Annotated in this window: 22 protein-coding genes; 8 read left to right on the top strand and 14 right to left on the bottom strand. The window is 69.2% G+C overall.

The window, feature by feature from the left end; translation table 11 throughout:
- Positions 1-22: 22 nt before the first annotated feature.
- Positions 23-1,273, bottom strand: coding sequence for an MFS transporter (locus MWU52_RS13955; protein WP_246953259.1), 1,251 nt, complete (start codon positions 1,271-1,273; stop codon positions 23-25).
- 117 nt (positions 1,274-1,390) lie between these two features.
- Complete coding sequence (locus MWU52_RS13960; RefSeq protein ID WP_246953261.1) at positions 1,391-1,804, bottom strand: hypothetical protein; 414 nt, start codon at positions 1,802-1,804, stop codon at positions 1,391-1,393.
- Between the two features lie 48 nt (positions 1,805-1,852).
- Between MWU52_RS13960 and zapE the strand changes: the two genes are divergently transcribed.
- The gene (gene zapE / locus MWU52_RS13965; protein ID WP_246953263.1) at positions 1,853-2,899 is read left to right on the top strand and encodes a cell division protein ZapE; all 1,047 of its coding nucleotides are present in this window, start codon (positions 1,853-1,855) and stop codon (positions 2,897-2,899) included.
- Positions 2,900-2,942: 43 nt separating this feature from the next.
- On the opposite strand, the gene MWU52_RS13970 is transcribed toward zapE, so the two are convergent.
- The 3 genes from MWU52_RS13970 to accD are packed head-to-tail and all read right to left on the bottom strand — an operon-like array spanning position 2,943 to position 5,672.
- Positions 2,943-3,461 carry a hypothetical protein gene (locus MWU52_RS13970; RefSeq protein WP_246953265.1) on the bottom strand — a complete coding sequence of 173 codons (519 nt, stop codon included), beginning with the start codon at positions 3,459-3,461 and terminating at the stop codon, positions 2,943-2,945.
- A complete protein-coding gene (locus MWU52_RS13975) occupies positions 3,458-4,720 on the bottom strand; it encodes a folylpolyglutamate synthase/dihydrofolate synthase family protein (RefSeq protein WP_246953267.1) in 1,263 nt (420 codons plus the stop codon). Before MWU52_RS13975 ends, MWU52_RS13970 begins: the two co-directional genes overlap by 4 nt.
- Before the next feature lie 7 nt (positions 4,721-4,727).
- Positions 4,728-5,672: an acetyl-CoA carboxylase, carboxyltransferase subunit beta gene (gene accD / locus MWU52_RS13980; protein ID WP_246953269.1), complete on the bottom strand. Its 945-nt coding sequence runs from the start codon at positions 5,670-5,672 to the stop codon at positions 4,728-4,730.
- Positions 5,673-5,925: 253 nt separating this feature from the next.
- Here accD and MWU52_RS13985 point away from each other — a divergent pair, with 253 nt between their 5' ends.
- Positions 5,926-7,719, top strand: a complete 1,794-nt coding sequence (locus tag MWU52_RS13985; RefSeq protein WP_246953270.1) for a hypothetical protein — start codon at positions 5,926-5,928, stop codon at positions 7,717-7,719.
- 3 nt (positions 7,720-7,722) lie between these two features.
- Here MWU52_RS13985 and MWU52_RS13990 read toward each other — a convergent pair whose 3' ends face one another.
- Positions 7,723-8,634: a type II CAAX endopeptidase family protein gene (locus MWU52_RS13990; protein ID WP_246953272.1), complete on the bottom strand. Its 912-nt coding sequence runs from the start codon at positions 8,632-8,634 to the stop codon at positions 7,723-7,725.
- Between the two features lie 145 nt (positions 8,635-8,779).
- On the opposite strand from MWU52_RS13990, the gene ilvD reads away from it, so the two are divergent.
- The 4 genes from ilvD (at position 8,780) to MWU52_RS14010 (ending at position 12,781) form a co-directional block, all read left to right on the top strand.
- Positions 8,780-10,543 carry a dihydroxy-acid dehydratase gene (gene ilvD / locus MWU52_RS13995; RefSeq protein ID WP_246953274.1) on the top strand — a complete coding sequence of 588 codons (1,764 nt, stop codon included), beginning with the start codon at positions 8,780-8,782 and terminating at the stop codon, positions 10,541-10,543.
- 15 nt (positions 10,544-10,558) lie between these two features.
- Positions 10,559-11,338 carry a DUF6478 family protein gene (locus MWU52_RS14000; RefSeq protein WP_246953276.1) on the top strand — a complete coding sequence of 260 codons (780 nt, stop codon included), beginning with the start codon at positions 10,559-10,561 and terminating at the stop codon, positions 11,336-11,338.
- A 7-nt stretch (positions 11,339-11,345) separates the two neighbouring features.
- A complete protein-coding gene (locus MWU52_RS14005) occupies positions 11,346-11,699 on the top strand; it encodes a hypothetical protein (protein ID WP_246953279.1) in 354 nt (117 codons plus the stop codon).
- Between the two features lie 176 nt (positions 11,700-11,875).
- On the top strand, positions 11,876-12,781 hold the full coding sequence (locus MWU52_RS14010; RefSeq protein WP_246953281.1) for a LysR family transcriptional regulator: 906 nt from the start codon (positions 11,876-11,878) through the stop codon (positions 12,779-12,781).
- A gap of 24 nt (positions 12,782-12,805) precedes the next feature.
- Here the strand turns inward: MWU52_RS14010 and MWU52_RS14015 are convergent, their stop codons facing one another.
- From MWU52_RS14015 to MWU52_RS14030, 4 genes are read right to left on the bottom strand one after another with little or no spacing between them, the layout of a single operon-like run.
- Complete coding sequence (locus MWU52_RS14015; RefSeq protein WP_246953283.1) at positions 12,806-13,717, bottom strand: OmpA family protein; 912 nt, start codon at positions 13,715-13,717, stop codon at positions 12,806-12,808.
- Positions 13,714-14,280, bottom strand: a complete 567-nt coding sequence (locus MWU52_RS14020; protein ID WP_246953286.1) for a peroxidase-related enzyme — start codon at positions 14,278-14,280, stop codon at positions 13,714-13,716. Before MWU52_RS14020 ends, MWU52_RS14015 begins: the two co-directional genes overlap by 4 nt.
- Positions 14,277-15,008: a GNAT family N-acetyltransferase gene (locus MWU52_RS18110; RefSeq protein ID WP_246953287.1), complete on the bottom strand. Its 732-nt coding sequence runs from the start codon at positions 15,006-15,008 to the stop codon at positions 14,277-14,279. Before MWU52_RS18110 ends, MWU52_RS14020 begins: the two co-directional genes overlap by 4 nt.
- Positions 15,005-15,724, bottom strand: coding sequence for a molybdopterin-binding protein (locus tag MWU52_RS14030; RefSeq protein WP_246953289.1), 720 nt, complete (start codon positions 15,722-15,724; stop codon positions 15,005-15,007). The genes MWU52_RS18110 and MWU52_RS14030 overlap by 4 nt, the downstream gene beginning before the upstream one ends.
- A gap of 139 nt (positions 15,725-15,863) precedes the next feature.
- On the opposite strand from MWU52_RS14030, the gene map reads away from it, so the two are divergent.
- The gene (gene map / locus MWU52_RS14035; RefSeq protein WP_246953291.1) at positions 15,864-16,676 is read left to right on the top strand and encodes a type I methionyl aminopeptidase; all 813 of its coding nucleotides are present in this window, start codon (positions 15,864-15,866) and stop codon (positions 16,674-16,676) included.
- Between the two features lie 110 nt (positions 16,677-16,786).
- Positions 16,787-17,470 (top strand): DNA repair protein RadC, encoded by a 684-nt coding sequence (gene radC, locus MWU52_RS14040; protein ID WP_246954598.1) that lies wholly within the window; start codon positions 16,787-16,789, stop codon positions 17,468-17,470.
- 8 nt (positions 17,471-17,478) lie between these two features.
- Here radC and MWU52_RS14045 read toward each other — a convergent pair whose 3' ends face one another.
- From MWU52_RS14045 to MWU52_RS14060, 4 genes are read right to left on the bottom strand one after another with little or no spacing between them, the layout of a single operon-like run.
- On the bottom strand, positions 17,479-18,381 hold the full coding sequence (locus MWU52_RS14045; RefSeq protein WP_246953293.1) for a Gfo/Idh/MocA family oxidoreductase: 903 nt from the start codon (positions 18,379-18,381) through the stop codon (positions 17,479-17,481).
- Positions 18,378-19,001, bottom strand: coding sequence for an HAD-IA family hydrolase (locus MWU52_RS14050; protein ID WP_246953295.1), 624 nt, complete (start codon positions 18,999-19,001; stop codon positions 18,378-18,380). The genes MWU52_RS14045 and MWU52_RS14050 overlap by 4 nt, the downstream gene beginning before the upstream one ends.
- Positions 18,998-19,804, bottom strand: coding sequence for an S-formylglutathione hydrolase (gene fghA / locus MWU52_RS14055; protein ID WP_246953297.1), 807 nt, complete (start codon positions 19,802-19,804; stop codon positions 18,998-19,000). Before fghA ends, MWU52_RS14050 begins: the two co-directional genes overlap by 4 nt.
- Positions 19,801-20,739: an AEC family transporter gene (locus MWU52_RS14060; protein WP_246953299.1), complete on the bottom strand. Its 939-nt coding sequence runs from the start codon at positions 20,737-20,739 to the stop codon at positions 19,801-19,803. Before MWU52_RS14060 ends, fghA begins: the two co-directional genes overlap by 4 nt.
- Positions 20,740-20,775 lie beyond the last annotated feature (36 nt).

Raw genomic sequence — 20,775 nt, forward strand, 5'->3', positions numbered from 1 at the left:
ATTTGACGTAAGGGCAACCCCTTCAGGCCGCCCGCAGCCGCAAAGGCACCTCCCGGATGGGCAGGTGGACGACGGCCGACAGGAGGCCCACGCCCACGCCGACCCACCAGACAGCGACGTAGCTGCCGGTGGAATCGTAGAGCGAGCCGCCCAGCCAGACGCCGAGGAAGCTGCCCAGCTGGTGGCTGAAGAACACCAGCCCGTAGAGCGTGCCCATGTAGCGCAGCCCGTAGATATGGGCCACGAGCCCGGAGGTCAGCGGCACCGTGGCCAGCCAGAGCGCGCCCATCGCGACCGAGAACAGGATGACCGAGAGCGGCGTGATCGGCAGCGCGATGAAAAGCGCGGCGACGACGGTGCGGCCCATGTAGATGCCCGCCAGCAGGTACTTGCGGGAGTACCGCTTGCCCAGCCAGCCCGCGTAGAGGGTGCCCGCGATGTTGGCGAGGCCGATGAGCGAGATCGATACCGCGCCCAGGGCCGAGGTGGTGGTGATCCCCATCGAATGGAGCGTGGAGCCGGGATCGATGGGGCCGCACATCTCGGTCACGAGGGCGGGGAAATGGGCGGTGATGAAGCCCAGCTGATAGCCGCAGGAGAAGAAGCCGACGAAGATCAGGCCGTAGGACGGGTCGCGGACGGCGCGGCCGAGGATGGCGCCCATCGACTCCTCCAGCTCCGCCCTGGAGGCGACGGGCGCACGCATCGTCGGCAGCGCGAAGAGCGCGAGGCCCACCACGCCGGCGAAGATCAGGAACACCTCTTGCCACGAATAGAAGCCCAGCAGCCATTCGGCGGCGGGCGCGCCGAAGACCTGGCCCAGGCTGCCGGCGGCGGTGGCGATGCCCAGCGTCATCGACCGGTTCTCGTCCGAGGACGCGCGGCCGACGACGGCCAGGATGACGCCGAAGCCCATGCCGGCGATGCCGAAGCCCACCAGGATTTCGAGCAGTTGATGCGCGCCCGGCGTCGTCGCCATCGACGACAGGACCAGTCCCGCGGCGTAGCAGATCACGCCCGCGACGATGGCCTTGCGGTCGCCGAAGCGGTCGGCGATGGCGCCGAAGATGGGTTGGCCGATGCCCCAGGCAAGGTTCTGGATGGCGATGGCGAGGGAGAATTCGGCGCGGGGCCAGCCGAACTCCGAGGCGATCGGGATCTGAAAGACGCCGAAGCTGGCGCGGATCGCGAAGCCGATCATCAGGACGACGCAGCCCGAGATCAGGACGGGCGTCAGCAGGGGGCTGGCGGCGGGCGGGGCGCGATCGGTCATCGGGCAAGTGTTCCGCTTTCCCGCCGCCGGTTCAATTCAGCATTTCTGATGCGACCGACACGAACCCTTATGTGAAGCGCCATCCTGTTGCGACGCGAACGGGTCACGGTGTGGGGGTCACGCGTCGATGGACGCCCCGGCCCGGGACCCCTTGCGCGCCGCCGCGCGGGGCTTGCGCATCATCGTGAAGGTCCCGGTGAAGCCCGGATAGGACGGAAAGCCCCAGGTGCCGGTGATCCGCTCGCCCTTGGCGTCGATCCGGCCGCGGTAGTGCGGCGCCTCGTTCCGCGGCAGGCCGTCGTAGCGCTTGACGAAGCGGATCTCGTCGCCGGCCGTGCGCCCGTCCAGGGTCGATGCCAGTTCCGGCCCGAAATCGGGGCGGAAGGTGTTCGGCTCGGTCGCGCGGCCCGTCAGATCGGTGCCGTCCTGGGCCAGACGCGCCTCGAACGGGACGATGTCGTCGTCCTCGCCGGTGGCGTCCGCATAGGCGTATCGGCCGAGCCAGGAGCCGGTCAGGTCGCGATCTGCCATCCTCTCGATGCCTTTCGCAATTCGGGCCCCGACGCTATGGCTCGGGGGATGACGCTGCAAGAGATCTATGATGCCCGGGTGGCGGAGGGCCATCTGACCGCCGATCCGGCCCAGAAGGCGGCGCTGGCCCCGCTGGAGACGATAAGGGCCAAGCTGGCCGCGCCCCCGGCGCGCGGGTTCTTCGGCCGCCGCAAGACGCCCGAGGGGCCGATGGGATGCTATCTCTGGGGCGGTGTGGGGCGCGGCAAGTCGATGCTGATGGACCTGTTCCACGAGGCCGCGCCCGCCCCGTCACGACGCGTCCATTTCCACGCCTTCATGCAGGAAGCGCACGAGGCGATGCACCAGGCCCGCGCCGCGGGCACGCGCGACGCGTTGGGGCCCTTCGCGGACGGCGTGATCGCGGACATACGGGTACTGTGCTTCGACGAGATGCAGATCACCGACATCACCGACGCGGTGGTCGTCGGGCGCCTGTTCGAAAAGCTGTTCGCCGGCGGCGTGCATGTCGTCACCACGTCGAACCGGGTGCCGGACGATCTGTACAAGGACGGGCTGAACCGGGCGCTGTTCCTGCCCTTCATCGAGATGGTGAAGACGCGAATGATCGTGCACGAACTGGCAGCGCGGCGCGATTACCGCCAGGACCGCTTGGGCGGAGAGCCCGCGTATTTCGTGGGCGGCGGACGGCTGGACGACGTCTGGGCGCGGCTGTCGGACGGGCGGTCCGAGGGACTGACGCTGCGGGTGAAGGGGCGCGATCTGCGGCTGGAGGACTTCGCCTCGGGCGTGGCGCGCGCGTCCTTCGCGGAACTGTGCGGGCGGCCGCTGGGGGCGGCGGATTACCTGGCGCTGGCGCGGGCGGTGCGGGTCCTGATCCTGACCGACGTGCCGAAGTTGAGCCGGGCGCACGGCAACGAGGCGCGGCGTTTTGTGACGCTGATCGACGCGCTCTACGAGGCGCGCGTGCGCCTGATCGTGTCTGCGGAGGCGGAGCCGGAGGACCTGGCCCCCGGCGATGTGTTCGAGTTCGAGCGCACCGCGTCGCGCCTGCGCGAGATGCAGGCCGCGGATTGGGGCGCCGATCAGGGATGACCTGACCGACCGGCGCGCATCGCGCCCGCGAGACGCAGACCGGTCAGATGCGCGCCCGTCGCACCGGGAGGGCCGACATCGGCAGCGGGCCGCAGGGGTTCGACGCGTCGGGCGAGATCGACAGCGGCGTGTTCGGGTCGATGCCCGACTCCTCGATGAAGACGCCGTCGACGCAGACGTCCTGCGCGCGGTTGCCGCCGTTGAAGCCGAAGCCCGGGTCGCCGCAATCGTCGGCGAAGCCGTTGGCGTTCCATTCCTGATAAGTGCCGTCCTCGACATAGCCGCCCATCGGAAAGGCGAGCCGGTCGGTATCAAAACGCAGCGTCCAGGAGGTGTCGGGCGTCAGGTCCTTGAGCGACCAGCGGCCGAGATAGCTGTCGTCGCGCCAGCCGGTGATGCCGAAACCGGTCACGTCGGCTTCGGTCACGATGCCGGTGGCGGTATCGGGATAGGAGATGAACCCCTCGATCCGGTAACCCTGCGCCCCGATCCAGCAGAAGCCGTGGGTGGCGGCCCCGGCCGGCGCGGTCAGCGCGGCGAGGAAGGCGGCGGCGCGGATCATCCGTGGTCGCGCAGGATGCGGCCCGCGAGGTAGAGCGAACCGCAGATCAGGATGCGTGCGTCGGGCGCGGTCCGCGCGATGGCGGCGACGGCATTGGTAGGATCATGCGCTTCGGACGCGGGGATGCCGGCGGTGCGGGCGGCGGCGGCGGTCTGGGCGGCGGTCAGGGTGTTGACCTCGCCGGGGATGGAGACGGCGTGCAGATGCGCGGCCAGCGGCGCCAGCGGACGCATGTATCCCACGGCATCCTTGGTGTTCAGCATGCCGCAGATCAGGTGCAGCGGACGCGGCGGCAGGCGGGTCAGCGCCTCGGCCAGGGCGGCGCCCGCGGCGGGGTTGTGGCCACCGTCGAGCCAGATGTCGGCGGGCGCCGCATCGACCAGCGGGCCCGACGTGAGGCGCTGCATCCGCGCGGGCCAGACGGCATCGGTCATCGCCGCCTCGGCCCCCGTCGCACGGTCGAGCATGCGCAGCGCGGCGACCGCCATGCCGGCATTGGCAACCTGGTGCGCGCCGATCAGGCGGGGCAGGGGCAGGTCCATCAATCCGGTCTCATCCTGGAACAGCAGGTGGCCATCCTCCTCGGTCACGTGCCAGTGCTGGCCGTGGACTTGCAGCGGCGCATTCAGGCGGGCGGCGCGGTACTCGATGATCTCCAGCGCGGCGTCGTCCTGTGGGCCGACGATGCAGGGAATGCCGGGTTTCAGGATGCCGGCCTTCTCGGCGGCGATCTTCTCGATCGTGTCGCCCAGGAACCCCTCGTGGTCCATCGAGATGGGCGTGATGACCGTCAGCGCCGGGTTCACCACGTTGGTGGCGTCGAGCCGGCCGCCCAGCCCCACCTCCAAGAGGGTCCAGTCCGCGGGCGTCCGCGCGAAGGCCAGCAGCGCGGCGACGGTCGTGATCTCGAAATAGGTGATCGGCGCGCCCTCGTTGGCGGCCTCGCACTCGGCCAGCAGGTCGGCCAGCGCCGTCTCGGGGATCAGATCGCCGGCGATGCGGATGCGTTCGTGAAAGCGCGCCAGGTGCGGCGAGGTGTAGGCGTGGCAGATGTCGTCCGCCCCTTCGAGCCCGGCGCGCAGCATCGCCAGCGTCGAGCCCTTGCCGTTGGTGCCGGCGATGTGGATCACGGGTGGCAGGCGCGTCTCGGGATGGTCAAGCGCGTCGAGCAGGCGATGAACGCGGTCCAGCACCAGGTCGATGACCTTGGGATGCAGCCGCATCAACCGGTCGAGGACCAGATCCGACCCCGTCGTCATTGGCCCGTCAGCCCCGGTCAGCGGTCGCGGGGGCGGGTTCGGCGGTGGCGGGTTCGGCGCCTTCGTCGGCGGCAGGCGCGGGCAGGTCGCCGTGGACCACCGGCCCCTCGCCCATCAGCATCCGCAGGATCGTCGCCAGTTCGTCGCGCAGGTCGCCGCGTGCCGTCACCCGGTCGAGCATGCCGTGATCGAGCAGGTATTCCGCGCGCTGGAACCCTTCGGGCAGGGTCTCGCGGATGGTCTGCTCGATGACGCGGGGGCCGGCGAAGCAGATCAGCGCGTTCGGCTCGGCAATGTGGACGTCGCCCAGCATCGCGTAGGAGGCGGTGACGCCGCCGGTGGTCGGGTGCGTCAGCACGACGATATAGGGCAGCCCCGCCTCCTTCAGCATCTCGACGGCGACGGTGGTGCGCGGCATCTGCATGAGGCTCAGGATGCCCTCCTGCATGCGGGCGCCGCCGGCGGCGGAGAAAAGGACCAGCGGGCGGCGCAGCTTGATCGCGCGTTCGGCGGCGGCGATGATGGCATTGCCCACATACATGCCCATCGACCCGGCCATGAAGCCGAAATCCTGGACCGCGACCACGACCGGCGTGCGCAGGATCTCGCCCTCGGCCACCAGCATCGCCTCGGCCTCCTGGCTGGCCTTCTGCGCGGCCTTCAGGCGGTCGGGATAGCGTTTCTGGTCGCGAAACTTCAGCGGGTCCTCGATCGGGGCGGGGACCTTGATCTGCGTGAACACGCCGCCATCGAACAGCGCCTCCAGACGTTCGCGCGGCGGGATGTGCATATGGTGGCCGCAATTGGTGCAGACGTTGAGGTTGTCGCGAAGCTCGCGGTGGAACAGCATCGTGCCGCACTCGTCGCATTTGGACCACAGGTTCTCGGGCACCTCGCGGCGCGAGAACAGCGAGTTGATCTTGGGCCGGACGTAGTTCGAGATCCAGTTCATCGGGCGTTCCTTCGAGACCTTCCGTCGAGATAGCCAGCGGACCGGCGGATTGCAATTCGACGCGCCCGGGCCACGCGGACGGAGCGACGTGCGGGCGGTGATTAAACTGCGACATAGGCTTTGGTAAAAACAGGCGAATTTCCGCCCGGAAACATGGTGTTGCGGCAACACCTGCCGGCTGGCCCCTCGCCCCCCGTCCCAAGCCGCCGTAACGGTTTACCCCGGGGAATGGCAGCCAGGCGGGGGATTCGGCATGGGGCTTCGGGCAACGGACATCTTCGACGACGCGGCGGACATGCTGCCGGGTGTGGCGGAGATCACGGATCTGACGGTCGCGCATGTGCTGGGGCGCAGCTTCGTCTTCGCCACGACCGAGGGTGGGTCGGGCCCGGCGCAGGGCATCGCGCGCATGACGGTCAGCGGGGCCGGCCGGATGGAACATGCCGCGCAATATCTGCAGGACGGGCCGGGCAGCGCGCCGGACCTGCTGGTCGGTGGCGAGTATTACTGGGACCAGATGGCCGTCATCGACAAGGGCAGCAGCGCGTACATGCTGACCTCGGGGCGGTATTTCGACGGCCGCGACCATGTCTACGGCTTCCACAGCGTCGAGATCGGACGGGACGGCAGCCTGACGGTCGCCGACAGCTTGCCCGCGTCGTCCTGGGGCGGTGTGCAGTACCTCCAGACGATCCAGACCGACAACCGCAAGTTCGTGACCGGCTTCGACGACGACGAGGGCATCCTGTCGATCATGCGGATCGGCGGCGACGGCGGGATCGAGGTGACGGACACGCTGGACCTGTCGGACGAGGAATACCCGTCGCGCGTCATCGGCACGGCCTCGGTCGGGAAGGACGGCTACGTCATCTATGACGGCCACCAGCTGGTGAAGATCCGTCAGGACGGCAAGGTCGGCCGGCAAAGCGAGGTCGACCCGTCGATGCTGGACACGCTGGGCGGCCTGGGCCTCGTGGAGGAGGTGAAGGTCGGTGGCCGGACGTTCCTTCTGTCGGGCGGGACCCTGACGATGGGCGTGTTCGAGTTGACCGCGGATGGCCGGGTCGAGGCGCGCGACCTGCAGGTCCTGACCCCCGGCGAGGATCACTGGAACAGCCTGCGACCCTATTTCGAAGGCTTCGAGATGGATGGCGAGACCTTCGTGGCGGTCGGCGGCACCACGCAGGCCGTGTTCCACCTGAACGGCAACGGCATGCTGCACGAGGTCGACGAGAGCCGCTTCGACGGCACCGATTACGGCCGGACCACCGATGTCGAGGTCTTGCAGAAGGGCGGCAAGACCTTCGTGCTGGCAAAGGAGATCACCGGGTTTCGCGACAGCAACGGCATCCAGGTGCATCAGTTCACCAAGGGCGACGCGGAGCGCGCCGGAAATGGCGGGAACAACACGCTGAACGGGAACGGGGCCGAGAACTGGATCGCGGGGCGCGGCGGCAACGACGTGCTGAAAGGGCGCGGGGGCGACGATCTGCTGGAGGGGCAGTCGGGACGCGACCGCCTGGTGGGCGGCGCCGGTCACGACAATCTCGACGGCGGCAAGGGCAACGACACGCTGGACGGCGGCGCCGGGTTCGACGCCTTTTCCGGCGGCGACGGCAACGATCGCCTGATCGGCCGCGCCGGTCTCGATATCATGGAGGGTGGCACGGGGGCGGACCGGCTCTATGGCGGTGGCGATGCGGACATCCTCTACGGTGGCAACGGCAACGACCGCATCCAGGGCGATGCCGGCGACGACGTCCTTCATGATGGCGGTGGCAGCGATCGTCTGACGGGGGGTGCCGGCGCGGATGTCTTCGTGTTGAGCCGCGACCGGCGCGACGACGCGATCACCGACTGGGAGGCGGATGTCGACCGGATCGACCTGCGGAATTTCGGCGATGTCGACTATTTCGATCTGGACATCCGCAATGCCGGACCGGGCGGCGTCACGATCGACCTGCGCGGCGAACGGCTGGAGGTGTCGGTGACGCGCGGACGGCTGGACCCCGACGATCTGGGCGCGAACGATTTCCTGTTCGCGTGAAGTTCAGGCGTCTTCGACCGCGCCGGTGCCGGTCGAACGGCGCGCCAGCCACAGGCGGATGCAGACCCAGACTATGATCGTGGTCAGCATCTCCTGCCAGATGAGGGGGTCGGCGAGCGACAGTGCCTCAATTCCGAAGGGCGTGCGGTAAAGCGACAGGCCCGAGAGGTTGCCGTCGACCGACAGCAGCAGGATCGCCGAGCAGTTGTTGAGGAAATGCAACCCCCAGGCCGCCCCGATGGAGCCGGTCACACGCGTCAGGTCCGCCGCGATCAGTCCGAAAAGCGTGGGGGGCAGCATGAGCCACAGATCCTCCGTCCCGCCGGACGGGTCGCCATGCAACAGGCCGAAGGCGATGGCCGGCAGGCCCATCCAGACGATCGGGTGGCGAAAGCGGGCGGCGAGCTGCTGTTGCAGGTAGCCGCGGAACACCACCTCCTCGGCGCCGGTCTGGATGGCGATGCCCACCAGCGCCAGCGGCAGGAAGCTGAGAAACAGCGACAGCGGCGTGTTGGGCACCGGGCGGAACGGCATCGGCAGCAGCAGTGTCACGGCCGCGTAGACCAGCGCGGCGATCACCACGGCGGTCATGAAACCGCGCCCGAGGTTCGGCCCGAACAGCGTGGCCGCCGGCCGGCCATGCAGCAGGCGCGCGACGGCCATCACCGCGAGTAGGGGGCCGATGAAGACCGCGAGCATCAGCACCACCATCGTCGGCGTGCCGCCCCCAGTGGCCAGCGTGCCGAGATAGGCGTTCGCGCCGTCCGGCCCGAAGGCGGCGATGAGTGCCACGAGCATGGCCGCGAAGCCCAGCGCGAAGCCCACGGCCACGATCAGGAAGCCGAGGAGCACGCGCCAAAGCGCCGGTCGGGCCCGGGCGGGGGCCACGAAGCGGTCGAAATCTGTGGTCCACATGCGCGACGGTCCCTCGGGTCTTTTTCGCGGATGCTAGCAACGCCTTGTCGTCAGGGCAATCGCGCGCGGGGCCCCATCCGCCGCTTGTCCCGTCGTGACGCGGCGTCTATCCCCGGGGGCGACATTCGAAGAAGGAAGAGCCGAGATGCTGCGGAACCGCACCGACAAGTCGAAGTTGCCCAGCCGCCACGTCACCGAAGGCCCCGCGCGGGCGCCGCATCGGTCGTATTTCTATGCCATGGAACTGACCGAGGAGGAGATCGCGCAGCCCTTCGTCGGCGTCGCGACCTGCTGGAACGAGGCGGCGCCGTGCAACATCGCGCTGAACTGGCAGGCGCAATCGGTGAAGGTCGGCGTCAAGGCCGCGTTCGGCACCCCGCGGGAGTTCACCACGATCACGGTCACCGACGGCATCGCCATGGGGCACGAGGGGATGCGGTCGAGCCTCGCGTCGCGCGACGCGATTGCCGACACGGTCGAATTGACGATGCGGGGGCATTGCTACGACGCGATTGTGGGGCTCGCCGGCTGCGACAAGTCGCTGCCCGGGATGATGATGGCGATGGTCCGGCTGAACACGCCGTCCGTATTCATGTATGGCGGCTCCATCCTGCCGGGCAAGGTGCCCGAGGGGTCGGACGTGCCCGAGGATTTCGCGTCGCGCGACCTGACCGTGCAGGACATGTTCGAGGCGGTCGGCCGCTATCAGGCTGGCGACGTGTCGGACGCGCAACTGGCCGTGCTGGAGCGCGTGGCCTGCCCCTCGGCGGGCGCCTGCGGCGGGCAGTTCACCGCGAACACCATGGCCTGCGTGTCCGAGGCGGTCGGGCTGGCGCTCTTCAACTCATCGGGGATGCCCGCGCCCTATGAAAGCCGTGGCCAATATGGCGAGGCGTCGGGCCGCGCGGTGATGGACCTGATCGACCGGAACATCCGCGCGCGTGACATCGTGACCCGCAAGTCGCTGGAGAACGCGGCGCGGGTCGTGGCCTGCACCGGCGGGTCGACCAATGCGGGCCTGCACCTGCCGGCCATCGCACACGAGGCGGGGATCGCGTTCACCCTGCAGGATGTCTGCGACATCTTCCGCGACACGCCCTATTTCGTCGACATGAAGCCGGGCGGGCAATACGTCGCCAAGGACCTTTACGAGGCGGGCGGCGTGCCCGTCGTGATGAAGGAGCTGCGGAAGGCCGGCCTGGTCCACGAGGATTGCATGACGGCGCATGGCAAGCCCATCGGCGAGATGCTGGACGAGGTGAAGGGCGAGGCCGATGGCCGCGTGATCCACGCGGTCGCGACGCCGATCACGAAGACCGGCGGCGTCGTCGGCCTGAAGGGGAACCTCGCGCCCGAAGGGGCCATCGTGAAGGTCGCGGGCATGTCCGAGGAGAGCCAGGTGTTCACCGGCCCGGCCCGCGTCTTCGAGTGTGAGGAGGACGCGTTCGAGGCCGTGAAGGCCCGCAAATACGCCGAGGGCGAGGTCATCGTCATCCGCAACGAGGGTCCCGCCGGCGGCCCCGGCATGCGCGAGATGCTGGCGACGACCGCCGCCCTTTCCGGTCAGGGGATGGGCAAGAAGGTCGCGCTGATCACCGACGGGCGGTTCTCGGGCGCGACGCGCGGGTTCTGCGTCGGCCATGTCGGGCCGGAAGCGGCGCATGGCGGCCCGATCGCCCTGGTGCGGGACGGCGACGTCATCACGTTGAATGCCGTCGAGGGTACGATCGAGGTCGATATCGACGAGGCGGAGATGGACGCCCGCCGCGCCGATTGGGCCGGACCGCGCCCGACGATCTATGCTTCGGGTGCGTTGTGGAAATACGCGCAGCTCGTGGGCTCGGCCAAGGATGGGGCGCCGACCCATCCGGGCGGTGCCGGCGAGGCGCATGTGTACATGGACCTCTAAGCGGGGTCCGCGGCGATGCACCGGCCCCCGGGGTTCCTCGAAAGTCTGCGCTCCCGCCGCGCGTTGCGCGCCTGGCAGCGTGCGGCCGCCGCGGGCGAGACCGCCGATGCCGAAACGCTGGCGCGGCTGGCACCCCTGGCGCGCGAGGTGGCGCAGCGCGCCCGGCAGGTCGCCAAGGCGGCCGACCGGCGCCTGCTGGGGCCGCGTATCGGGGCCGAAGTGATGGACCGTCCGGCCCAATGCGACTGGGCCTGGCGGCCGGCCCCCTGGGCGCGGGCGCTGTCGCAGGCCACCTTCGCCGGCGCCGGGGGCGGCACCGAACTGGCCGAGGGCGTGACCCTGTTCCACGACTGCCCGCTGGCCGAGATCACCCTGCGCCAGGACCGGGTGCGCGATGCCGCGGCGGCCGCACCCTTTGCGCTGACGCTGGATGCGCTGGGCTTCGAGGGATCGTTCCTGTCGCTGGTCGTCAACCTGCCGACCGGGGGGGTCGCGGGTCTTGGGTCGGGGCAGCTGATCGGTGTCGCCGCGCGCCTGAAGATGGAGCGGCCGGCGGAGATGTTCGTGCGGCTGAACGTGCGCCACGGTCCCAACACCGAACAGCTTGTCAGCGAGCTGCGCCCTCACGGTCCCACCGGCGGGCCGGCCAAGGCGGAATTTGACCTGGGCTTCGTCGAAATCAACCCCGCGCGGCTGGAGGGTGCCTGGATCGACATCATCTTCGAGAAGCCCGAGATGAACCTGGTGCGGATCGAGGATCTGACCCTGACGCGCCGCCCGCGCGCCGATATCTGAGGCCGCGATGTCCTGGACCCTTCACCGCATCGCGATCACCGCCGGCCGCTATCGCGGACTGCTCCGAGGGGACGGCGCGCCGCCCGACCTGCGGATGGAACTGGACGGCGAGACCGTGGGCGACCTGACGGCGGTGGCTGTCGAGAGCGGCTGGCAGGTGGAGGGCGAGATCGGCCGCCGCGCGCTGAGCGAGGGAACCGGCACGGTGGTGATTCGCACGGCCGACGGACAGGTTCTGGACAGCTTGACGATCGTCTGCGGCCTCTCGGCGCCCGAGGATCTGCGCGCCGAGCTGGGCGCGCTGCGGGCCGAACTTTCGATCCTCAAGGCGGCGTTCCGACGTCTGGCCAGCGGCGGATAATCGCTGTTCGCCAAGGGTGTTAACGTTGCGTTAACCTTCATCTGCACGGTCGGCTTCGGCGTTTCGTGCCCCGCTTTAATCCCGAATCCATCCCGCGATTGACCGGCGCGCGGCTTGGTCGTGCCGCAATTGGTCGTCAGCTTCGGGACAGTCGAATTATTCCCAAGGGCCTTTTCATGGACCGTCTGTCAGAAATGGAAGCATTCGCCACGGTCGTCGACCAGGGCGGGTTCACCGATGCCGCGAAGAAGCTCGGCATCTCGAAATCGGCGGTGTCCAAGCATGTGTCCTCCCTCGAGACGCGCCTGGGGGCGCGGCTTCTGAACCGCACGACCCGCCGGGTGTCCCCGACCGAGATCGGGCTGGCCTATTACGATCGGGCCCGGCGTGTCCTGAACGACGCCGGTGAGGCCGATGCCCTGGTCACGTCGATGCAATCGGCCCCCTCGGGGATGCTGCGTGTCTCGGTGGCCACGGATTTCGGCGTGAACCACCTGTCGCCGATCCTGGGGGGGTTCCTGCACGAATACCCCGAGATCACCGTCAACATGGTGCTGAACAACCGCTACGTGGAACTCATCTCCGAAGGGTTCGACCTGGCCGTACGGATCGGCGATCTGGAGGATTCGAGCCTGCGTGCGCGCAAGCTGGCCGAGACCCACAAGCAGATGATCGCATCCCCCCAGTACCTAGAGGAATACGGCCGTCCACAGCGCATCGACGACCTGAACGAACACAAGCTGCTGCATTATTCCAACCAGGCCAACGGATCGGTCTGGAAGCTGACCGCGCCTTCGGGCGAAAAGCGTCAGGTCCGCTCCGCCGGCTGGCTGACCGTGAATGACGGGCAATCGCTGCTGAACGCCGCCTGCAACGGGCTGGGCATCGCGTTCTTGCCTGATTTCCTCTATGCCGAGGCGATGAAGGACGGGCGTCTGGTTCCCGCCATCGACGGCATGGCGCCCGAGACGCAAGGCATCTACGCCGTCTATCCGCCGGGCCGCTATACGCAGCCCAAGGTGCGCGCCTTCATCGATTTCCTGGTCGAGAGTTTTCGCGACCGCGGCCCCGGCGGCTGGTGATAGGACGCGCGCGCGGCGCCCGCGTCATTCGGTCGAGGTGATGACCACTTCCACCCGGCGGTTCGCCCGTCGCCCGTCCGGCGTGTCGTTGCGGGCGATCGGGGCGAAATAGCCCACGCCCTGCGCCTCGACCCGGCCGGGGGCGATGCCATGACGTTCGATCAGTAGCGCGCGCGCGCTTTCGGCCCGCCTGCGCGAGATGGCCATGTTCCCCTGGGTGCCGCCCTCGGCATCGGTATGGCCGACCAGCGCGACCGTGGTGCCGGGATTGTCGCGAAGGAACGCCGCCAGTGCTGCGATCGAAGCATGGTCCGACCGGCCCAGCGTGCTGGACCCGGTGGCGAAATCGAGATCGGCCAGCACCGCATGACCGGACGACACGAGCGCCCGCACGATATCAGACCCGGTGGACGGGATCGGCGGCGGAGCGGGGTTCGACGCGCTCTTGACCGGGGCGGCCTCGGCTTCGGGGTCGATGCGGGTGACCTGGATGAAACCCTGCGCGCCCGAACGGCTGACGACGAGGGTAGTCCAGGCCTCGCCCTTGCGCATTGCCAGATAACGATAGTCGGCCAAGTCGACGAACATCGCCGGTGCCGGGGTCACGTCGATCCCGAAGCGGAAGTCGAACCCGCCGCAGGCCCGATCGGCGCAGGTGAAGACCGCGCGCCAGTCCTCCGCCTCCAACTGGGCGCGCAGGGGGGCGAGGATCTGCAGCACGGTCGCCTCGGGCGCGTCCAGCCGCCAGACGCGGCGGGTCAGCCCGCCCTCGACCGTGACCACCGGAAGCGTGTCGACGAACGGTCCCGTCGCGATGCGATGCGCGGCCAGCGGTCGGCTTTCCGTGAACGTCGCCGCGGCCGGAAACGGCATCGTCAGATCGACCGCCCCCGCCGGGCCGGCAAGCGCGAACGAGAGCGCCAGTGCCCGGATCAACGCGCCTGCCCGTGATATTCGGGGTTCGGCGCCATCGCGATGGCCGAGGCCACTCGGTTCGTCATGTTGAAGAACCCCGCGACGGAGGCGAGGTCGAAGATGTCGCGATCGCTCAGCCCATGATCGCGCAGGGATTGGCGGTCCGCCGCCTCGATCGTGGCGGAGGCGCGGGTAATGGTCACGGCGAAGTCGAGCATGGCACGTTGGCGTGCGTCGATGGGGGCCACGCGGTAGTTCATCGCGATCATCTCGCCCAGGGCGGGGTCGCCCGACAATTGCCGGACGGCCGCGCCGTGCGCGACGAGGCAATAGAAGCACCGGTTCTCGGCCGAAACGGCGACGGCGACCATCTCGCGCTCCAGCTTGGAGAGCCCCGAGGGTGCCAGCATCAGGTCGTTGTACATGGCCGTGAAGGCGTTCAGCTTGTCGATGTCGAAGGCATAGGCCCGCAGGACGTTGGGCACGAAACCCAGCTTCTCGACGCAGATGTCGAAATAGCGCTGCGTTTCGGGCGGCAGCGGATCGACGGGCGGCAGGTTCAGGGCGGTGGGCAGATCGGTCATGTCGGACTCCAATAGCGGTAACCGCCCCGTCGGGCGAGACCCGCGCGCCGGTACAACGCGACGGCGGCGGCATTGTTCGCCTCGACCGGCAAGGCGATGTGGGACGCGTCGTGCCCCCGCGCCCAGCGGGCGGCATGGGCCAGGCCGATCCGCCCGACACCCCGCCGCCGGAAGCGCGGCAGCGTCAGCACCATATGGCAGACGGCCAGACGGTCGTGGATCGCCACGAAGAGTGCGCCGGCCGCGCGGTCGTCGAAACGCAGCAGGATCGCCGTGCGCGGGCCGGTCACGCGATGGGCCGGGGCGCGGCGGGCGGCGTCGTTGCCATGTGCGTCCCACAGGGCGTCGCAGATCGCCAGGGGCGGCCAATGGGCGAAGCCGCTGACGGGCGGCGCGTTGTCCGGGATCGCCCCGACCGGTCCGGCCATCAGGTCCGAGACGCCGCCCATCGCATAGCCTCGTTCGGACAAAAGGGCGGCCAGACCGTCCTCCGCCCCGTCCAGCGTACCGAAGACGGTGCCGGGGCGCGCGGCCTCGACCGCGGCGATGCCTTCGTCGTCGGGGGTCGCGCCGGGGCGCAGGCGGGCCGAGGTCGCGCGCCGCGTGCCCATGCGTTCCGCCGGCAGATCGAACGGCCCGATCCGGTCGAGCCGCGACGGCGGCCAGGTGGCGCGGATGGCCGCCAGGACCTGGGCCGCGTAGGGCAAGTCGGCGGCCGGATCGGTCACGCGAACAGCGTCCCGAGTTCGGCGGTGGCGGCATCGACCCGCGCGGGGTCCTGGCCGCGGATCACGATGTTGGCGCCGAACCGGCCATCCTTCTGGAACGGATAGCTGCCGATCGACAGGTCCGGGAAGGCCTGCGCCAGATCGCCCAGCGGCCCGGCGATGTCGCCCTCGCCCCGGTCGATCCGGGTGGAGGTCGAGGAAAGCGGCGCCCCTCCTGTCAGCGTCGGCAGCACCGTCGCCACCATGGCCCGGAACACCGCCGGGACCCCGGCCATGACGTGGACGTTGCCGAGGGTGAAGCCCGGCGCGACCGAGACCGGGTTGTCGATCAGCGTGGCGCCTTCGGGGATGCGGGCCATGCGCAGGCGGGCGGCGTTCAACTCCGACCCGGTGCGGGCGTAATGGTCGGCCAGCAGCGCGCGCGCGTCGTCGCGGATGCCGACGCCAGCGCCGAAGGCCGCGCCGATGGCGTCGGCGGTGATGTCGTCATGCGTGGGCCCGATCCCGCCCGAGGTGAAGACCGTGTCCCAATCCCGCGACAGCGCCCGCACCGCTGCGACGATGGCGTCGTGGTCGTCGCTGACGATGCGGACCTCGGCCAGGGTGATTCCGGCCTCGCTCAGGCGTCCGGCCAGGTGGTGCATGTTCGCGTCGCGGGTGCGGCCGGACAGGATCTCGTCGCCGATGACCAGCATCGCGGCGGTGGGGTTGGGCATGGTGACCTCCTCGCTCGGGTCCGGGTATAGGACGGGCCTCGGCGCTTCGCCACAGGTGCGCGGGGTCGATCCTGTCGCGGGACGGTGGATAATTCCTACCGATGGGATTATGTCGCCCGCGAACGACGGAGAATGAACCTTGGACGAACATCGCGGCAGGTTGACCCGGGACGGCATCCGCATCCACGAAGACGCGGATTTCGCCGGCATGCACGGGGCCGGTCGTCTGGCGGCCGAGATCCTGGACCGGGTCGCCGCGCATGTCGTGCCCGGCGCCACGACCGGGGCGCTGGACAAGCTGATCACCGATTGGATCGAGGCGGCGGGGGCCACCTCGGCCACGATCGGCTACAAGGGCTATGCGCACGCCTCCTGCATCAGCGTGAACCATGTCGTCTGTCACGGAATTCCGGGCGACAAGATCCTCAAGAACGGCGACATCCTCAACATCGACGTGACGGTGATCGTCGATGGCTGGTTCGGGGACACGTCGCGCATGTTCGTGGCGGGCACCCTGACCCGCAAGGCGGAACGCCTGATCCAGGTCACGCATGACGCGCTGATGAAGGGGATCGAGGCGGTCGCGCCGGGGCGGACCTTCGGCGATATCGGCCACGCGATCCAGGCCTATGCCGAGGGCCACCGGATGGGCGTGGTGCGCGATTTCTGCGGGCATGGGCTGGGCCGGGTGTTCCACGCCCCGCCCAACGTGCTGCATTACGGCCGCCCGGGCACCGGTCCGGTGCTGGAGGAGGGGATGTTCTTCACGATCGAACCGATGGTGAATCTGGGCCGTCCCGAGACCAAGGTGCTGGCTGACGACTGGACGGCGGTGACGCGCGACAAGTCGCTCTCGGCGCAGTTCGAGCATTCGGTGGGCGTGACGGCGACCGGGGCGGAGATCTTCACGCAGTCGCCCGGCGGCCTGTTCCACCCGACCTGGACGGCTTAACCCGGCCTTAAGGGGCGGTGGGCATCTATCGCCTCATGACCTGCCCCGCCCCCCAGCCCGCCGACGCGTTTCACGAGGCGCCGTTCCCGGACCTGTTCGCCGCCGCGCGGATGACGAATGAGCCGGACCTGCGGGCGCAGCACCGCGCGCGTCTACGCCGCCGTTTCATGGACGGGGGCGCGGCGGCGATGCCCGACGGCGAACTGCTGGAACTGGTGCTGTGCCGCGCGCTGCCGCGAGGCGACGTCAAGCCGCTGGCCAGGCGTCTGCTGGCCACGTTCGGCGACGTGAACCACGTGATGGCGGCAACGCCGGACCGTCTGGCGGGCGTGCCCGGCGTCGGGCCTGCCGTGATCGAGCAGATCAAGATCATGGAGGCGTTGGGCCACCGCATGGCACGTGCGCGCGTGCTGGGCCGGCCCGTCCTGTCGTCCTGGGACGCGCTGCTGGCCTATCTGCGCACGGCACTGGCGCATCAATCGGTGGAACGGTTCCGCATCCTGTTCCTGGATCGCCGGAACACGCTAATCGCCGACGAGGAACTGGCGCGGGGGACGGTGGACCACGTGCCGGTCTATCCGCGCGAGGTGGTCAAGCGGGCACTGGCGCTGGATGCCTCGGCGATGATCCTGGTACACAATCACCCTTCGGGCGACCCGACCCCGTCGGAGGCGGATGTGACGATGACGCGTGCCATCCGCGACGCGGCTGGGATGCTGGGCATCGTGCTGCACGATCACTTGGTCGTCGGGAAAGGGCGCGAGGTGTCGTTCCGCGCCGAGGGCCTGTTGTAGCGCGGGGCCTAGCCCACGGCGTCGAGGATGTAGCGCGCCGTCATCAGGTCCAGATGCGCACCGCCGCCGTTCTTGAACAGGGTGATCTGGTCATCCGACGTCCGCCGCATGGCGTCGCCGTCGTAGTGATCCGCGATGACATCGCCCGGCGCGATGACGCCCTGCGCCAGGGGAATCCTGAGCTCGCCGATATGGTCGAGCGTCGTGGCGCGGGCGTCGACGAAGATGTCGGCCCGGCGGAGCGCCACGTCATCGGCCTCGCGCATGTCGGGGCGGTAGGCGCCGATCAGGTCGACATGCTGACCGGGACGCAGCCAGTCGCCACGCAGGATCGGCACGGTCGTCATGGTGGCGCAGGTGACGATGTCGGCCGCGCGCACGGCTGCCTCGAGGTCGGGGGCGTGGTCGATGCCGCGCTCCGCCGCGAAGGCCCGGGCGGTCGCGGCCGTCCGCGACCAGATGGCGAAGCGCGCATCGGGGAAGGCGGCGGAATAGGCCTCGTGCAGTGACCGCGCGACCGCGCCGGCGCCCACGATCAGGACGCGTTCGCTATCCGGCCGGGCGAGGCGCGTGGCGGCCAGCAGGCTGTCACCCGCGGTCTTCCACTTGGTGACGAGCGCGAAATCCAGCATTGCCGCCAACGCCCCGTCGGTGTCCGAGAAGAGCGAGACCGCGCCGCCGATGGCGGGCTTGCCAGTCGCCTTGTTGCCCGGAAATATCGTCGCCGTCTTCACAAGCAGGCCCAAACCGTCGATCCAGGCGGATCGGCTGAGCATCGTGTCGGGATCGCGGTAGAGGAACGTATCGCCGATCTCGGCGCGGGGCAGATCGTGACCGGCCGCCAGCGCGCGGGTCAGGGCAAACCAGTCCAGCCGCGTGTCGGCTTCGGGTCCGATGATGGGGATCGTCATGCCGCCTCCTCGCTCGTCAGCAGGCCCTCGGCGACCAGGCGGTCGGCCCAGCCGTCGGGGGTGGTGAAGTGATGCACCTGCCAGCCGCGTGCGGCCGCCGCCGCGACGTTGGCCGCGCGGTCGTCGGCGAACAAAAGCGCCCCGCCCGGAAGGCCGAGCCCGTCCTCGACGGCGGCGAAGATGCCTGGATCGGGCTTGATGATGCCCAGATGGCCGGACACGAAGGTTTGGTCGAATTCGCGCAGGAAATCGAAGTTCCGCGCGGCCAGGTCGAAGCTCTCGATCCCGAAATTGGTCAGTGCGTGGACCGGGATGCCGTGCCGCCGCAACGCGCGCATCAGGCGGACGGAGCGTTCGATCACCGGGCTGGCCAGCTCCAGCCAGCGATCGTGCCACATGCGGATCTCGGCGGCGAAGGCGGGGATGCGCTCGGCCTCGGCATAGATCACGTCGCGGAAGCCGTGGCCCAGGTCGACGCAGTCGTTCATGCCGTGCAGGTCGACGGCGGCGAACATCTCCCGGCGTCGGGCGGGGCCGATCTCGCGGTCGTAGAACCGCTCCGGCTGCCATTCGATCAGGACGTTGCCGATGTCGAAGACGACGGCGCGGATCGCGCTCATGCCAGGTGTTCCGCGTGGAAGGCGACATGGGCCGCGGCGAAGCTGGCGACGAAGAAATAGCTGTGGTCGTAGCCCTTCTGCAGGCGAAGCGTGGCATCGGCCCGGGTCTCGGCCAGGGCGCCGGCCAGGGCGGACGTGCCCAGCTTGTCGTAGAACTGGTCCGCCGTTCCCGTGTCGATCAGGCAGGGCGGCAAGGCGGCCCCCGATCGGATCAGCAGGGTCGCGTCATGCGGGGCGGGGTCGCCGACATAGGCGCCCAGTTGTGGCCGGCCCCATTCGCTCTCGGACGGGTTGGCGATGGGCGCGAAGGCCGAGACCGAGCGGTAGCGTCCCGGCGCCTTGAGCGCCAGCGTCAGCGCCCCGTGCCCGCCCATGCTGTGCCCAGTCACGGCCTGACGGTCGGGGTCGAGGTCGAAGGCCGCGAACACCGTCTCGGGCAGGTCCTCGGTGATGTAGCGCGCCATCCGAAAATGCGTGGCCCAGGAACCGTCGGTCGCGTCGACGTAGAAGCCCGCGCCCTGGCCCATGTCGTAGGCGTTGTCGTCGGGGACGTCCGCGCCGCGCGGCGAGGTGTCGGGAAAGACCACCGTCAGCCCCGCCTCGGCCGCCCAGGCCTGCAGGCCGGCCTTGGTCATCGCGTTCTCGTGCGTGCAGGTCAGGCCCGACAGGTACCAAAGCACCGCACCGGTCGCGTGCTCGGGGAGATAGAGGCCGAAGGTCATGTCCGTGCCGGTCGCCTCGGATGCATGCGAATAGACGCCCTGGATGCCGCCGAAGCAGCGGTTTTCGGAGATGGTCTTCATGGGCTTCCCCCTGTGATCAGGCCGATGACGACCGAGACGGTGACGATCGAGATGGCGGTGGAGACGAGGATCGCGGCGCTGACCCGCTGCGGCGCCACGCCGTAGTGCTGCGCCAGCATGTAGACGTTTCCCGCCACCGGCAATGCGGCGGCCGAGATCATGACCGTCGCCGCGAACGGGTCGGCGACGGGAAATATGACGAGGGCCGCCAGCGCCACGGCGGCCGGGTGCAGCACCAGCTTGCAGAAGGTCAGCCAGCCGGCGACCGAGAGCCGTTCGGCCGTCTTGCCGGCCAGCGACGCCCCGATGGCGAACAGCGCGCCGGGCGTGGCGGCCGCGCCCAGAAGCGACAGGAACTCGCCCACCGGTTGCCAGAGGTCGCGGCCGGTATAGGACCATCCGAGCCCCAGCACGATCGAGACGATCATCGGGTTGCGCGCCAGGCCCAGCGCCACGGTGCGCAGCGTGCGTGCGGTGACACGCCCCTCGCGCGAGCCGGTGATGAGGATCACGATCAGCGAGGAAAACACGATCAGGTCGGTCGCCAGCACCATCAGCATCGGCCCCGCGCTTTCGGGGCCCAGCAGCAGCACGAACATCGGGATGCCGAGGAAGCCGACATTGCCGATGACGGCGACCTGCGCCTCGACCGCGGATTCCGCGACGGGCAGGCCGCGGATCATCCCGACGGCGGTCGCGATCAGATAGACGGTGCCGGTGCCCCAGAGATAGGCGGTGATGAAGCGCAGATCGAAGATGTCGGCCAGCGACAGGTTCGCGGCGAAGTTGAACAGCATGGCCGAGAGGGCGAACCAGAAGACGAACTTGGTCAGGTAGGCCGTTGCCTCGGGCGTGAAGAAGCGCGTGCGGCCGGCGGCATAGCCGAGCCCGATCAGCGCGAAGAACGGCACGGTTTTCAGGAATATCGCCAGCATGGCGAAGGGCTAGCGGGCCGGGGCGGGGCTGTCCAG

It is taken from the genome of Jannaschia sp. S6380, assembly GCF_023015695.1.
Taxonomy (GTDB): domain Bacteria; phylum Pseudomonadota; class Alphaproteobacteria; order Rhodobacterales; family Rhodobacteraceae; genus Jannaschia.

What these genes read in the sequence shown, in the direction of transcription:
- MWU52_RS14060 (WP_246953299.1), bottom strand. Translation starts at nt 20,739, where the DNA reads ATGCTGGCGATATTCCTGAAAACCGTGCCGTTCTTCGCGCTGATCGGG.
- accD (WP_246953269.1), bottom strand. Translation starts at nt 5,672, where the DNA reads ATGAACTGGATCTCGAACTACGTCCGGCCCAAGATCAACTCGCTGTTC.
- MWU52_RS13985 (WP_246953270.1), top strand. Translation starts at nt 5,926, where the DNA reads ATGGGGCTTCGGGCAACGGACATCTTCGACGACGCGGCGGACATGCTG.
- MWU52_RS13990 (WP_246953272.1), bottom strand. Translation starts at nt 8,634, where the DNA reads ATGTGGACCACAGATTTCGACCGCTTCGTGGCCCCCGCCCGGGCCCGA.
- MWU52_RS14000 (WP_246953276.1), top strand. Translation starts at nt 10,559, where the DNA reads ATGCACCGGCCCCCGGGGTTCCTCGAAAGTCTGCGCTCCCGCCGCGCG.
- MWU52_RS13975 (WP_246953267.1), bottom strand. Translation starts at nt 4,720, where the DNA reads ATGACGACGGGGTCGGATCTGGTCCTCGACCGGTTGATGCGGCTGCAT.
- MWU52_RS14005 (WP_246953279.1), top strand. Translation starts at nt 11,346, where the DNA reads ATGTCCTGGACCCTTCACCGCATCGCGATCACCGCCGGCCGCTATCGC.
- zapE (WP_246953263.1), top strand. Translation starts at nt 1,853, where the DNA reads ATGACGCTGCAAGAGATCTATGATGCCCGGGTGGCGGAGGGCCATCTG.
- MWU52_RS13960 (WP_246953261.1), bottom strand. Translation starts at nt 1,804, where the DNA reads ATGGCAGATCGCGACCTGACCGGCTCCTGGCTCGGCCGATACGCCTAT.
- MWU52_RS13955 (WP_246953259.1), bottom strand. Translation starts at nt 1,273, where the DNA reads ATGACCGATCGCGCCCCGCCCGCCGCCAGCCCCCTGCTGACGCCCGTC.
- MWU52_RS14045 (WP_246953293.1), bottom strand. Translation starts at nt 18,381, where the DNA reads ATGACGATCCCCATCATCGGACCCGAAGCCGACACGCGGCTGGACTGG.
- fghA (WP_246953297.1), bottom strand. Translation starts at nt 19,804, where the DNA reads ATGAAGACCATCTCCGAAAACCGCTGCTTCGGCGGCATCCAGGGCGTC.
- MWU52_RS14010 (WP_246953281.1), top strand. Translation starts at nt 11,876, where the DNA reads ATGGACCGTCTGTCAGAAATGGAAGCATTCGCCACGGTCGTCGACCAG.
- MWU52_RS14020 (WP_246953286.1), bottom strand. Translation starts at nt 14,280, where the DNA reads ATGACCGATCTGCCCACCGCCCTGAACCTGCCGCCCGTCGATCCGCTG.
- radC (WP_246954598.1), top strand. Translation starts at nt 16,787, where the DNA reads ATGACGAATGAGCCGGACCTGCGGGCGCAGCACCGCGCGCGTCTACGC.
- MWU52_RS14050 (WP_246953295.1), bottom strand. Translation starts at nt 19,001, where the DNA reads ATGAGCGCGATCCGCGCCGTCGTCTTCGACATCGGCAACGTCCTGATC.
- MWU52_RS14030 (WP_246953289.1), bottom strand. Translation starts at nt 15,724, where the DNA reads ATGCCCAACCCCACCGCCGCGATGCTGGTCATCGGCGACGAGATCCTG.
- ilvD (WP_246953274.1), top strand. Translation starts at nt 8,780, where the DNA reads ATGCTGCGGAACCGCACCGACAAGTCGAAGTTGCCCAGCCGCCACGTC.
- MWU52_RS13970 (WP_246953265.1), bottom strand. Translation starts at nt 3,461, where the DNA reads ATGATCCGCGCCGCCGCCTTCCTCGCCGCGCTGACCGCGCCGGCCGGG.